At 43.9% G+C, this 12,524-nt stretch carries 16 protein-coding genes; all 16 read right to left on the bottom strand.

Going from position 1 to position 12,524, the window contains the following annotated elements; genetic code table 11:
* Nucleotides 1–74 precede the first annotated feature (74 nt).
* The 16 genes from E6X37_RS00475 to E6X37_RS00400 all read right to left on the bottom strand — a co-directional run bounded on the left by E6X37_RS00475 (nt 75) and on the right by E6X37_RS00400 (nt 12,463).
* On the bottom strand, nt 75–353 hold the full coding sequence (locus E6X37_RS00475) for a hypothetical protein (protein WP_004697615.1): 279 nt from the start codon (nt 351–353) through the stop codon (nt 75–77).
* 11 nt (nt 354–364) lie between these two features.
* Nucleotides 365–1,327, bottom strand: a complete 963-nt coding sequence (locus E6X37_RS00470; RefSeq protein ID WP_316603902.1) for a phage tail tube protein — start codon at nt 1,325–1,327, stop codon at nt 365–367.
* Nucleotides 1,328–1,341: 14 nt separating this feature from the next.
* Nucleotides 1,342–1,818: a hypothetical protein gene (locus tag E6X37_RS00465; protein ID WP_316689355.1), complete on the bottom strand. Its 477-nt coding sequence runs from the start codon at nt 1,816–1,818 to the stop codon at nt 1,342–1,344.
* Between the two features lie 6 nt (nt 1,819–1,824).
* Nucleotides 1,825–2,505 carry a hypothetical protein gene (locus E6X37_RS00460; protein ID WP_316689354.1) on the bottom strand — a complete coding sequence of 227 codons (681 nt, stop codon included), beginning with the start codon at nt 2,503–2,505 and terminating at the stop codon, nt 1,825–1,827.
* On the bottom strand, nt 2,505–2,810 hold the full coding sequence (locus tag E6X37_RS00455) for a hypothetical protein (RefSeq protein ID WP_316102063.1): 306 nt from the start codon (nt 2,808–2,810) through the stop codon (nt 2,505–2,507). Before E6X37_RS00455 ends, E6X37_RS00460 begins: the two co-directional genes overlap by 1 nt.
* 52 nt (nt 2,811–2,862) lie before the next feature.
* Nucleotides 2,863–3,201 (bottom strand): DUF2190 family protein, encoded by a 339-nt coding sequence (locus tag E6X37_RS00450; RefSeq protein WP_316689353.1) that lies wholly within the window; start codon nt 3,199–3,201, stop codon nt 2,863–2,865.
* 28 nt (nt 3,202–3,229) lie between these two features.
* Entirely contained in the window at nt 3,230–5,119 is a 1,890-nt protein-coding gene (locus E6X37_RS00445) for a prohead protease/major capsid protein fusion protein (protein WP_316689352.1), read from the bottom strand.
* The gene (locus E6X37_RS00440) at nt 5,119–6,600 is read right to left on the bottom strand and encodes a phage portal protein (protein ID WP_316689351.1); all 1,482 of its coding nucleotides are present in this window, start codon (nt 6,598–6,600) and stop codon (nt 5,119–5,121) included. The genes E6X37_RS00445 and E6X37_RS00440 overlap by 1 nt, the downstream gene beginning before the upstream one ends.
* Nucleotides 6,597–6,803, bottom strand: coding sequence for a hypothetical protein (locus tag E6X37_RS00435; RefSeq protein ID WP_316689350.1), 207 nt, complete (start codon nt 6,801–6,803; stop codon nt 6,597–6,599). Before E6X37_RS00435 ends, E6X37_RS00440 begins: the two co-directional genes overlap by 4 nt.
* Nucleotides 6,804–6,818: 15 nt before the next feature.
* On the bottom strand, nt 6,819–8,459 hold the full coding sequence (locus E6X37_RS00430) for a terminase gpA endonuclease subunit (protein WP_394802672.1): 1,641 nt from the start codon (nt 8,457–8,459) through the stop codon (nt 6,819–6,821).
* A 145-nt stretch (nt 8,460–8,604) separates the two neighbouring features.
* Nucleotides 8,605–9,141, bottom strand: a complete 537-nt coding sequence (locus E6X37_RS00425; protein ID WP_316689348.1) for a hypothetical protein — start codon at nt 9,139–9,141, stop codon at nt 8,605–8,607.
* A 291-nt stretch (nt 9,142–9,432) separates the two neighbouring features.
* Nucleotides 9,433–9,687, bottom strand: coding sequence for a DUF1492 domain-containing protein (locus E6X37_RS00420; protein ID WP_293909725.1), 255 nt, complete (start codon nt 9,685–9,687; stop codon nt 9,433–9,435).
* Between the two features lie 309 nt (nt 9,688–9,996).
* Nucleotides 9,997–10,251, bottom strand: a complete 255-nt coding sequence (locus tag E6X37_RS00415; RefSeq protein ID WP_278471841.1) for a hypothetical protein — start codon at nt 10,249–10,251, stop codon at nt 9,997–9,999.
* The gene (locus E6X37_RS00410; RefSeq protein WP_278471842.1) at nt 10,223–10,768 is read right to left on the bottom strand and encodes a DUF3310 domain-containing protein; all 546 of its coding nucleotides are present in this window, start codon (nt 10,766–10,768) and stop codon (nt 10,223–10,225) included. Before E6X37_RS00410 ends, E6X37_RS00415 begins: the two co-directional genes overlap by 29 nt.
* A 16-nt stretch (nt 10,769–10,784) precedes the next feature.
* A complete protein-coding gene (locus E6X37_RS00405) occupies nt 10,785–12,167 on the bottom strand; it encodes a DEAD/DEAH box helicase (protein WP_316689347.1) in 1,383 nt (460 codons plus the stop codon).
* Nucleotides 12,167–12,463: a VRR-NUC domain-containing protein gene (locus tag E6X37_RS00400; protein ID WP_316689346.1), complete on the bottom strand. Its 297-nt coding sequence runs from the start codon at nt 12,461–12,463 to the stop codon at nt 12,167–12,169. The genes E6X37_RS00405 and E6X37_RS00400 overlap by 1 nt, the downstream gene beginning before the upstream one ends.
* Nucleotides 12,464–12,524 lie beyond the last annotated feature (61 nt).

Raw genomic sequence — 12,524 nt, 5'->3', positions numbered from 1 at the left:
AGTCTCGCGTTGCATCTTGATGCAATCAGAGCAGTATTTTGGTTTGTCGGAGTTGAGCCAACTCCACGCATCAATTAGTTTTTTTCGATTTCAGCCTTTTTTTCATTAGTGAAACGCATAGTTTCAATTGCTAATTCCATAACGCCATCGTTAGGTGCTTCTGCGATTTCACTATCAGACATCTTATACACATTTTTCATAATCCATTCGGCTAAATCGCGATACCACAATAATTTAGCCGGTTCAGGAGTTTCTTCCGGAAGAGGTGTGTATAACGGATCTAATTCAGCCTTAATCAATTCGCTACGCTCAGCAAATGTTAAACCTCTTAATTTAATATCTTCAAATGCCATGTTGGCACCTCCTAGTATTGTTCTTGATTATTAACTAATGTAATGATGGATGCAGAGCGACCGGCATCTGCACGATAGTATGCTTTAAACGGCAATTCAATATTGACGCCACGAGGACCATCGATGCCTGGAGATTGTCGTTCGTACACAAGTTCAGGCAATTTGAATGTAAGCGACCAGTCATCTTGTTCAAGTCGCAATTCCAAGCTGGATTCCGTACCGTTAACCGCTTTGTTTAAAAGATCCTTATTTTGGAAGAATGCTTTAATCGTCCCAGAAATTGACACAATACCTGGGTCGATGTATGTTCTAAAGCCTTTACCGCCGATAGCGTAAGAATCACCATCCAAGCCAAAATCAAAGTTGATATCGCAACTTAAAATGTTGGCCACCGTAACGCCGCCTTCTTTAATTGTTGCGTTTAGGTTTTGGAACGGTAAGAAATTAACTGCTTTTGCTGCAGCATCAAATGTAGTGGCCGCTAATGTTTCCTTACAGCCCATCACATCAACGGATGCAGTTAATTCGGCATCGCCGCCGAACTTAAATCCTAATTTACTAACTCGTGCGCCAGCAAATTGCTGGAACACGTTAACATCAGGGTACCCCTGCTCAATAGTTAACGACGGCATTGTGTTACCGATTTTAAACACATGCTCAGACTTCTTATTTGGCGCTTGGCCAGTTGTATTAGAAGTCGGTTGACCAAATGCAGCTTTTAGCCAGTAGCCGATGTCGACTACACCAACAGGCACGACCAAACTACCGGACGTGTCAATGTTGCCACGGAATGGCGCTGCAGGATTACGATCGCCACGTATTACGGTGGAATCGTTTAAATTTTGACTAGCTTTCACGGAGCTAGAAATGATTGGCGTGATTACACCACCAGTGGATGGCGTTGTACCAAAATCCGCCTCAAACGCAATCGCCACATGGGACTGAGAACCCTGTGCACGTTTTGCTGTTGCCATATGCATTTCCTCCTTTAATATTCAATATTCCCGCCGATTACATGCGGGATGGTAATAGTAGCTGTCAGGCGCCCAGTAAATACAGGACGCCAGTTCATGCTATCCAATTCATAATCTATATCGATAACCGGGAACGCCGTATTGACCCTGCAGATGCACTCGATAATTAGCTGCCCTAAATTATCTGATTCAAGGGCCCCATCATATCGAATGATATTCTTATCGCGAATTGCGCCTTTATGTACAATACCCCAGACAATCATCAACGAATAGTGATATTCGTCGTTAAATCCTTCTTGCTTGCTACTTGGCAGTAATATGATGCAAGGGCAGTCATCTTCAAGCGGGGCGTCAACATCGTCATAACCGACATACAGTTGCGCCGGCTTTCCGTATTTGTCATTACAAAATTTATTTAATCCTTCATCTGTCGATAAGGCTTCCGCCCATCGGTTCACTATACGTGACATGGGGATTGTTTGTTGTAACATTTAATATCACCTTACCTTATAGCTACGTCGAGATGCGGATTGTGCAGCTGGACCATAAATAGCGTAGTCGCCTATCTTATTTTCGATATAAGGTTTCAATTTAGGCTGTAACGCAGCTTTCATAGGACCATACGTATGACGTGGCTGAATTTTGAACATCGATTTTCCTTTTGGTAACGGTACACCGGCAGCAAATAACTTCTTGCGCATAGGCTCTGTAATCTGCTTAGTGTACCCCTCTTCAATTCGTTCACCCAATCGTTTTGCCGAATTGGATAACCACCCAACTCGGACGGATTGCTTGCCTTTGTCATATTGATATCCGACTGCATTCGATAGCTTACCGAGAGGACTGTAGCCGATTGTCCTGGCGCTAATTCCCATATCAAGTAAGGCATTTCGCGATTTCGAGCCCCAGGCTTCCCGTTCTGCCCGTCCTCCGCTTTGATAAGCTTTCCGAAGTTTCGCACCAAATGCTGACTCAAATGCCGCCCTGCGAGCCGGTGCCATGAAGTTAGGATATCTACGTCCACCTGGTGCACCCGACCGAATGCCTTGCTTAATTTCCTTTTGCATCATCCAACCTGTTGACTTTAACGCTTTACGCATCCAATCTGGTTTGGTTTCCGCGATGAAATTCAGATACGGTGTGGCTGTGTCTGTAATCGTAATAGGCTCGTTACTCATTACGGTCTCACCGCCCTCACGTTATGGACGATTTCCAAACAATACATTGTACCGTCGAAGTTGGAAATGTGATCAACGTACCATTTCTCGCCATTGATATACACTTCGTCTTTTGATCGTGGTTCAGGAACATCCTTAGCACGCACCCAAATCTGAGCTTTATCAGCTAATGCTTTATCGACAAACCCAGATCCTTTGCCGTCATATTCACCAATCTCCACGCTAGCTTTTATGGACTGGCCCTTGTAAGTAATCTTTTCGCCAAATACAGAAAGCAGTGCATTAGGCTTATATCCTAATTTCATAGTGCATTACCTCCTATGGAGTAGGCGGGCGTATGCCCGCCCTTATATTACTTTACTTTTCTACATTAGGTATAAGTGCGACTTCCAACACTGTAGTACCTGGGCGTTTTTCTGTGAGAGCCACGCCTAATACTGGGTTAGTGTCCGTCTTAGATGCTCGCTTTTGATCTTTGTCAAAATACACAGTATCACCTACCGCAAAAGAATCAGATGTTAATGCCGCTACTTCGAAGCAACCAGTTACCTTAACTGCACCGATTGAATTAGGACCAATGTTTGTAATTGCCACACCGTGCATTTTACCGATAGGCACAATGTCCCCTACTTCAATCATTTCGGATGTTGTATTTTTAAAATCGACGCGGTCTAGTTCTTGAATGAATTTAGCCATATCTATTTACCTCCTAATCAATTACTAATTATTTACCAGGATTTTTGTACAAGCCGCGGAAGTCGATTGCTGTTGCGTTGCAATCGATTGCTACTTTGTACTCGATGCCGTCAACCTTGAAGCCCGTTTGTGATTCTATTCGAGGCGTTTCAACACCATTTAAGTACGTTACTTCGATAGTTTGAACATCTGTAGGACGAGATGCCAAATACCAAGCATGCGGATCCGTTAATGCCGCATCTACGACGATAGTGAATCGACCACTGAATGGGTTGACTGTATCATTGCTACGAGCAGGGTCTACCACAGATTTAACTACTTGATATGCTAATGCTTCGAGCTCAGGTGGAACAATCAAATATGTAGGTGAGATATTCAAATTGCGATTTTCACCAATATGTTTTTGACGACGCATAGCCGCTACACCTGCAGCTAAAGATACAACACTTAACTCGGAGCCTGTAGTTGCCAAGTTCTTACGGTCTGCACTAAATAAGGCCTTTCCGTCTTCTAACACAGTATTGCCACTTAAAAGGTCATATACCATGTTATTGATTTTATTTTTTGCTGCACGACCGAATTTAGAAGAAATATCGTTAAATACACCCAAATCGTCATTAATAATAGCTTGTCGTGTTAAGCTGAACGTACGTCCAAATGTCAATACACTAACATTCGTACCTGCTTCGCTCATTTGGGAATCCTTGAATTGTCCGCCCTCAGGGACAAGTTTCAATTCAGCTGCTTCGGAAAGTAAAAAACGTTTTGCAGGTTTGAAGTCACGATTACTGCCTTTCCCCGCCCAAGTTGCAAATGTAGATGGTGCTGTTTCATAACCTTGCATCAAGGCTTTATTTGCTACATTAGACAACGCGATTGGGAAAGAGGATGTGGAGTTGATAGCTTCACGAGCTAATTCCAATCGATCGGAGTAATTAACAGTTAGACCTTCACGAACTATAGACTCACGTGCTAATTCCATCAAGGACATAGAACGAAGTTCATTCGCGCCTGGTGCAGGATTTGCAACGGGGATGCCAATAGACATCATCAAAGCGTCCTGCATAGCCATGCGGAACTTATCAGAATCTGCTTCGCCGACTTTAACAGATACTGGTTTATTGCGTTCACGCAACGCATCCATTACAGCCTCACGAACTTCGGCAACAGATTTGCCGGATTTGATAAATTCATCTACACCATCAACTTCGAAATCACGGCATAGACTTGTGATTGTGGATACACGTTCACGTTCTGCCGCAATCAATCTTTTAGCGTCATCCGCATTAAAACCTTTAACTCCGGACTCTGGTACTTCCGGTACTACTTGTGGCACGTTTTGCTCAGTGCCTTTTGCTTTTGCATCACCTTTCATAGGTTCCTCCTCATTATCATCTACACTTCTGCCTACCCCTACACTTGGATCCGCAGGGACAGATACAATACTAATTTCCAACGGCTCCCAGTCTGTGATTACATAACCCGGACCAGTGAACCGACCATTGGAGCTTTTAGAATCGGAATCAATTAATTCCTCGTATCGGCTTATGGAATACCCGACACTCACGCCCTGTAGCGTGCCTTTTAACACTTTTTGATAAATCTTTTCAGACTCATCGTCCTCGTCAAATTTAACGATTGCTTTGCCGCGATTGTCTTCAATCCACACATTCTCGATGTGTCCGACTACTGCATCACGGTCGTGATTGAATAGCACCGTACCCAAACCGTTATTAAAGCGGTCTAGGTTAATGCATTCGTCGTCATGACACAATATCTCCGTTCCGAACCATCTTTCATATGGCTCTTCAGAGGAGAAGGACAATTCGACGGTACGATCATCGTTCGCTTCGATATTTGTAATTTGCGCCTCTCGGGCATATTTACCTAAGAGCTGCTTCTTCGCAAATTTCCCCACTAGCTATCATCTCCTTTCATATCAGTGGCGTTATCATCCGCTAGATTCGTTATGTCCCCATTCATATCAAGGGCAACACCCAATTCCTTAATGCGGTCCTGTTCCAGCTTCCGCTGTTCGAGTACTTCTTCCCAGTCCTTACCAGATGCACTACATACGTCCTCGAGCGTTGTGAGTCCTGCCTTAATGGCTTCCTTGTTAGCATTAACTTCCTTAACAGGGTCAATCCAAGACCAGCCTGGAGCTAACCACGCTACTTTTTTGTAAAGTTTTGGGTTCGCCGCATAGTCATTGGCCGGGATAATTCCCTTTAGGTAGCATGCTTCAATGAAAGCCCGCCATACAGGCATGCAAAAATGCTCAATTATAAAACGCTGCATCTGCTTGAATGATTGCTGGTCCTCCAGCATATTCTGCCGAGCTGCGGAGAAGTTACCACTAATATTGCGCGTCACTATGTCCGCGCTTAGACCCATGCCCGACGCTATGCGTCTTGTTTGAGTCGCTGAGTATTCTGATGCGGTTCCTGCATTTCGCTTAGGCTCCGCAAACGAAATAGATTCACCGGCACGTAGATGCTGGATAATCCCTGGTGCCATCGAGCGGACTTTCTTGCCTTTGCCATCTGTTTTGTTGGCAATCATTGGGGTATTTCCAGTATTACTCGTCACAAACGCGCCGAAACATGCCGCTACACGAGCCGCTATAAGGTCAGCATCCATGTATTCATCTACATCATGAATACGCTTTAATACGAGGGCTAACATACTAACCCCGCGCAGTTCACTAGGTCTGCGAGGCTTATGTAATAGAAAAGCCCTATTACTTGGCAGCCTTGCCTCGTTAAACGACCGTATTCCTAATGGGTCTGTTTGGAATACGTGATAGGCTATTGGTCTTCCGTATTTATTAACTTCTACGCCATTAACAATACTGTTGCCATTCTCGCTTACCGATACGGCTCCGATATTCTCGCCCTCGATAAGCTGTAATGATAGTGGTATATCTGCGCCTTCGGAGGTCATATTAACTAGGATTTCCCCATCATAGACCATACGGCGCAGGGCCATCTCCTGCAATTCGTAGAACGTAGATATTCCTCGAATATCCGCGTTCTCTTTATCCACCCAGTCAGCCCAAGCCTCCTCAATTTTCTTATTGAGTCTTTCATTCAGCTTTCCTGCGCGGGTCTTGATTTTGCACTGCGGTTTTATACCGGTACCTACTACGTTTCGTAGTAATGCCAATACAACACTTTCAGCGAGGTCACTATTAAGTTCTGCTGCACGTGCGCGGCCACGGATCAAATCACGTTGGCCCGATGCTACCTGTTCAGCCGTACCAAATACGGGCATCCAGTCTCCACTTAATCGATCTGTTGACGCCGCATCATACCCACGTTCAAGCGAACTACGGAAATATGCCCTACGAGCAGCACGCTCTGGATTGAAATACGCTATTACCTTATCGAGTATGTTCATCGCCGCTCCCATGACACGTAGGATGTCGTACTATTACCTTCCTCATCATCAACGCGAGCCATTAGCTCACGTTCACGGGCGTATAATGTCGGTAGGTCATGTGTCTTAAAACGCTTACCGCCTACAGACATCTCGGCGTATCCATTCGTCTCGATTTCCTCGATTATCGTTTGAATACGCTCCAAGTCTTCTCTTGCGCTCATGGTCTCACCTCCTTCTTAGCTAAACCAACCTCTACTATCTGCATTAAAGTCTTCATCATCCGTATCGTCTTCCTCCTCATCAGTATCCGGATCATATTCGGGTAAGTATTTAACGCCTACCGAATCCGCCACCATGGCGTTGTATACACATGTATCCAATAAGTGATTTGTTGGATGACTGGTTAACGGTTTCCATTGCACTGTAACTGCACCGGTCTTTACATTTCGGATTTCCTGCTTTTCCTCCGAACGAAGGTGCTCCGAATATTCCTCAGGACAATCCTTAAATAAATGAATTGTGCCGGGCTCATTAGCCGGACGTACCATACGTGCAAATATAAAGTCCTTCCAGTAATCGGTATTCACTACGTACAGCTTCATGCCTCCGATGACGCCCTTCTCGATGCTGCTCATCTTATAAGGCGGCGCTAGAGGACTGTGCGAAGAATCACCTTTAACTGGCACACATACTTCTGGGTACTGTGCGCAGTACTGATATACATCGTCCGCTCGGTAGCCACTATCGATACCGGCTCTCACAATCTTACGGGCCTCCCCATACTCTGATGGATATTCTCTATCAATGAGTATCTCGGTTAAATCTGTCCAACTACTTGCTTGACCATAATCAACTAAGTAGCTTGATACACCGTGAGCGTAGGCTCTAACCTCCCACCAGAAATGATCTTGCTGCACGTCGACGGATGCAATGAGTAATGGTGCATGCTGTGGCACAACACCGCGAGGAACTTCTGATTGTGTAAACACGAGATTTTGTGTGCTTTTAGTTTTCGCAGATTTCCAAGGCTCCGCTAGCCACGAATTGATGAAGTTCATCAACGTAGCAGGGGCGTCCTTTGAATTTTTAAATTCATAAGCAACGTCTCCGAATGTGACCCACGGCGAATATATAGACGATAAGTGATACGATACTGAGCGGACTTTACTTTGCGATTCGTTTACCGCTCTCCATTCGCCACGTCTTAACATTTCCATTTTGTGCTTATCGTAAATACGTTCACCACAATGTTCACATTCGTAGTACGCTGTATCACGTATCATGTCCGCATTATCTTTGTGTTCTTCAGGCCATTTTATCTGCTTAAACTTGAGGGTCTGTGACACACCACAATGCGGGCATGGCACGTAATATTGTCGGCGTTCATTTGCACTCATGAACGCCTGCCAAATATTACCCGACTCAACCGTAGGAGTAGACACCATCACGATTTTTTTATCAACGAACGTTTTTGTACGTTCCGTCGCCAGTTTGATTGGGTCTGCCTCCTTACCTGCAAAGGCGGGGTATTTGTCAATTTCGTCAAAGAATAGATATTTGATTGAACGGCTTGAAAGACTACTCGGAGAGTTCGCCCCCACAAGCACCATGTAATTGCCGTTGTTGAAATCTAGCTCCAGCAATTTACTATTCTCGTCAAACTTGTCACTAATTGATTTGACGGACTTAATCATAGGCTGTACGCGCTTATCACTGGCGAACTTAGCGATGGCATCTGTTGGATACACCATCATGGTAGGGGATGATGTTTGGTCTAGCGCATACCCTATCATGTTAAGTTCTGTTTCTGTCTTACCTAGCTGTGCGCCAAAGCAAAGAACTATTTTTTCAATGAGTGGATCAGTGAATCTATCCATTGGTTCTTTGAGATACGGCGTTCGATTCGTACGCCATCTACCAGGTTCTGCCGATACACTTGTTAGTACCCTGAAATTATCCGCCCATTCCGAAACCGTATATCGTTCTGGTGGCTTAAATGCTTCAAGCTCTTCTGGAAACCATTCAACCTTTTGTCTTTGCTTTTCGACTGACTTTGATTTCCGGCGTGTACTCGCCTTTACGCGCGTAGCTTTCGAGGTAGTCTTCGACAACGTCATTCACCACCTTTTCTACATTCGCCCGTTCCTCTGGATCCGTGAATTCACTCGCAATTCGTTTCGACAATTTAGTAAATGACGATTTCAATTCAAGCACTCGCCCAGACCATTCCTTGGCGACATCTGCACGAGATATATATTCGCCCTCTAATATTTCGAGAAGCTTTTTCTCACGTGCTGCTTTAGATTCCTTTAAGTCAGCTTCAGCAACTAACTTTCGAGTGGCTGCAGATTGGTCTTTTGCTTTATCACCTTTTGCATGTCCAAGATACGCAAGCACCTCCCTAAGATTCCACCAACCTGTGGCAGCTTTCGGCATTCCTGATTTATGGTGCCTAGAAATAATCTCAGGGGTTACGCGTAGAAGGTCACAAAGCTGAGCACTTGATACGAGCAAATCGCCTGCGGTATTGAATTTGACTCTCGGTTTTGCGTCGGCCATTGTCGACCTCCTTTCTGTCTCTTGACATTCAACTTTCAACAGGATTTTTTCTCCTACACAGAGACAATCTTCGCGCGGGGGCGACCAGCGGCCATTTTTCGCCCGCGGAGTACCTTTTCCAAATTTTCATTTTCTCAATTAGGAGTTATCATTGATACTCAATAAAAAAGGGTAGACCTCAACTAAGTAAGGTCTACCCCGGGGCAGTGCAGCAGGCAGACATATTGTGCGGGCCAGACACTGCCTGCTATCTACTACACTTACATTATATTAAATTAAGAGTGTGCCATTCTATGCCATCTTTTCAAATTCAGCGATTGCTTTCTTGTGAAGTCTGTGAACTTGTCGCCACGAATACCCTAACTCGACAGCTATCTGCTCCCATGGCAATGCATTAATATATCTGAGATTCAATACATCCCTATATTGTCCGTCAGCTATTTGGTTGATGACTTGCTTGACCTTGTTTCGAGAATCAATCAACTCATCCCATTCTCTGTTCAGTTCCTCCCTACATTCTTGTAAGTGCTTACTAATTCGTGGCATAGCATCTCCCGATTCACATATCTGTATAGCTTCTGAATGTAAATCTCGGTTAATCGCACCTAGCTGAATCTCTAACGCACGCATTCGCTGCTCAGTATGGCGGACAGCTTGTAGTTCTTCCTTAGCCATCATACTCGATAATCTCCATATTTACTGATAATCATCTGTGCTCGTAGTAATCCGTCAATGTATCCGCTTTCACGAATTCTATCATCTAGCATAGGTGATCTCAGTTGCCTATTACGGGCTCGTATGATGGCAAGACTTAAATCTGACTGTATGGCACCTACAATCACATCTGCCCTACTCCTACGCTTTTGCATCCTTTACCTCCATACGTTCGACAATATCCTCAATGGCTTCTACCATGTCTGCTTTGCATTGCTCGACAGCAGTGAACATCTCCTCACACATGGCGTATGCATCATCACTCAGGTCATCATCTAATCTCTCGGCAACATTATCTTTGAGATTATCTACAACCTTAACTATATCCATGACAAGTTGATACGTGTCATCTAGATAGTGCCCTTTGTTAATTAGTAGACGCTCGACTTTTGTCATGCTCTTCCCTCTTTGCAATTTCCCGATTTAAATACCAACGGGCTTTTTTCAAATCCTTAATAGCATCATCCTTATGCCCAGCTCTGGATACATACTTCACAACATTACCTAATCGATATCCTAGTTTCTTGTCTTCGATGTAATCGATAACCTCGATATCGCCTTGTGTATAATGACTAGGATGGTTGATATCATCACATTGCTTATCTATGCGTCTAGGAGGTTCAGGAGGTCTGGAAGGTCTATGAGGTCTATCTAGTATATTTCTTCCCATATTTATACCAAATCGATTCGTTGCTTCTCCGAAACGTCTCAATTCTTCATTCGCTATGTAACGACTTAGCTCTTCACTAGCTGATAGCCTAGTAGGTGGCGGCGGGGGATTATTTGGTTGCTCATACAATCTACCTGGGGTTAACCCGTACACAGTCTTGTATTTTCGTTTATCAACAATATCTATAACTTGAATAGTCGTGTAACACACTATTATTACAATAGCTCCGAATAATCCCGCCATTATAAAATGATCCATATTAATCATCCTTTCTGTATTTATCAATTCTCGCTTTTAAACTTTGCAGCACATATTCCTGCGCCCGGTCCTTTTGCGCTAGTGCGTCCATCATATCCTCATCACGAGTTCCCTCACATATTAGATGATGGATAATTACCTTCTCCATTTGACCTTGGCGGTGTAGCCGCTTATTAGCTTGTTGATATAACTCAAGACTCCAATTTAACCCGAACCATATTACGTGGTTCCCGCCGTCTTGTAAGTTAAGCCCGTATGCCGTACTAGCCGGATGTGCTAATAGAATATCAATCTCTCCAGCATTCCACGCTATCTCATCATCGGCACCCTTTAACTCACGGACACGTAGTTTAGTCTTAGCTAATGCTGCTTTTAGTCGTTCACAGTCATGTTTAAAATTGTAAAACACTAATGCAGGCTTGCCGTTCAACTGTTCTACAAGTTCCATAAAAGCCTCAATTTTACAGCCATGTATCTCGTGAACATTCCTATCGCCATCATATACGGCGCCATTCGCTAACTGTTGTAGCTTTGTAGATAATGCTGCTGCACTCAAAGCTGTGATATCTTCGCCAGCTTCAATCAACTCTAATACAGATGTGCGTTCCATATCTTCGTATGCCTTTTTAGCTTTTGAATCTAACTGCACATATTTAATATCGTTGATGACTGGAGGTAGCTCCAAATAGTCACTGGCTTTCATGGATATACATAACCCAGATATTGCCGCCATGATACTGTCATTTGAATCGGATTTAGGTTTATAGGAGTACACCATTTCGCGTGACCTCTGATCGGGCTCGAAATAGTAATCTCTAAATCCTGTGTACGTTTTACCTAACGACTCGCCGCGGTCTAATAAATACACTTGTGCCCATAAGTCGATTAACCCATTAGGGGCTGGCGTACCTGTTAACAACACCATACGCTTGATGTGGTTATGCATATAGGCTAATGATTTAAAACGCTTAGCTGTGTGGTTTTTAAAGGAACTAGATTCATCCACAACTACCATGTCAAATGGCCACGCATTCTTGTAGTAATCAACTAACCACGTTACATTCTCGCGATTGATGATGTATATGTCGGCAGGTGTGTTTAAAGCCTTAATACGCTTTTTCAGGCTACCTAATACAGTAGATATCCTTAATATACCTACACCGTCCCATTTTCGTGCTTCTCGTTGCCATGTAGCCTCCGCTACTTTCTTAGGCGCTATGATTAACACTTTACGAATGGCGAATCGGGAGTACTTTAATTCGTATATGGCAGATAACGTGATAATCGTTTTTCCTAAACCCATATCTAGGAATAACCCTATCTTATTTTGATTAACGGTCTTGTCGATACAATATCGCTGATACGCATGCGGGATAAACTGCATTACGCTTTCACCCCGAATTCTTCTGCGAATTGATCCAAATAACCAGCCACGGCATCAGCACCTTTTAACACAAATATTTTTTGGTTTAGTTTTTGAAGTTCACGGGCTTGGGCTCCCTGCAATCTCGAAAGTACACCTTTGGATGTCTTCAATTCTACGAAATGAATAACACCATTCGGCCATATAACGATACGATCAGGCACACCGACATTGCCAGGGGATACAAACTTATATGCTTTACCTCCCGAACGTTTGACGCCTGCAACTAATTTTCTCTCGATATCCTTTTCTAACATTTCTCACCTCTGAAATTTTTAGACGTTAACATGTTTACATACGCGTATATGAGGGTTCAAA

The organism is Veillonella parvula, assembly GCF_032550495.1.
Classification (GTDB): domain Bacteria; phylum Bacillota; class Negativicutes; order Veillonellales; family Veillonellaceae; genus Veillonella; species Veillonella parvula_G.
Note: the sequence above shows the minus strand (reverse complement) of the source record. Positions and strands in the feature narration are given on the sequence as shown.

What these genes read in the sequence shown, in the direction of transcription:
- E6X37_RS00475 (WP_004697615.1), bottom strand. Translation starts at nt 353, where the DNA reads ATGGCATTTGAAGATATTAAATTAAGAGGTTTAACATTTGCTGAGCGT.
- E6X37_RS00470 (WP_316603902.1), bottom strand. Translation starts at nt 1,327, where the DNA reads ATGGCAACAGCAAAACGTGCACAGGGTTCTCAGTCCCATGTGGCGATT.
- E6X37_RS00465 (WP_316689355.1), bottom strand. Translation starts at nt 1,818, where the DNA reads ATGTTACAACAAACAATCCCCATGTCACGTATAGTGAACCGATGGGCG.
- E6X37_RS00460 (WP_316689354.1), bottom strand. Translation starts at nt 2,505, where the DNA reads ATGAGTAACGAGCCTATTACGATTACAGACACAGCCACACCGTATCTG.
- E6X37_RS00455 (WP_316102063.1), bottom strand. Translation starts at nt 2,810, where the DNA reads ATGAAATTAGGATATAAGCCTAATGCACTGCTTTCTGTATTTGGCGAA.
- E6X37_RS00450 (WP_316689353.1), bottom strand. Translation starts at nt 3,201, where the DNA reads ATGGCTAAATTCATTCAAGAACTAGACCGCGTCGATTTTAAAAATACA.
- E6X37_RS00440 (WP_316689351.1), bottom strand. Translation starts at nt 6,600, where the DNA reads ATGAACATACTCGATAAGGTAATAGCGTATTTCAATCCAGAGCGTGCT.
- E6X37_RS00435 (WP_316689350.1), bottom strand. Translation starts at nt 6,803, where the DNA reads ATGAGCGCAAGAGAAGACTTGGAGCGTATTCAAACGATAATCGAGGAA.
- E6X37_RS00430 (WP_394802672.1), bottom strand. Translation starts at nt 8,459, where the DNA reads ATGGATAGATTCACTGATCCACTCATTGAAAAAATAGTTCTTTGCTTT.
- E6X37_RS00425 (WP_316689348.1), bottom strand. Translation starts at nt 9,141, where the DNA reads ATGGCCGACGCAAAACCGAGAGTCAAATTCAATACCGCAGGCGATTTG.
- E6X37_RS00420 (WP_293909725.1), bottom strand. Translation starts at nt 9,687, where the DNA reads ATGCCACGAATTAGTAAGCACTTACAAGAATGTAGGGAGGAACTGAAC.
- E6X37_RS00415 (WP_278471841.1), bottom strand. Translation starts at nt 10,251, where the DNA reads ATGACAAAAGTCGAGCGTCTACTAATTAACAAAGGGCACTATCTAGAT.
- E6X37_RS00410 (WP_278471842.1), bottom strand. Translation starts at nt 10,768, where the DNA reads ATGGCGGGATTATTCGGAGCTATTGTAATAATAGTGTGTTACACGACT.
- E6X37_RS00405 (WP_316689347.1), bottom strand. Translation starts at nt 12,167, where the DNA reads ATGCAGTTTATCCCGCATGCGTATCAGCGATATTGTATCGACAAGACC.
- E6X37_RS00400 (WP_316689346.1), bottom strand. Translation starts at nt 12,463, where the DNA reads ATGTTAGAAAAGGATATCGAGAGAAAATTAGTTGCAGGCGTCAAACGT.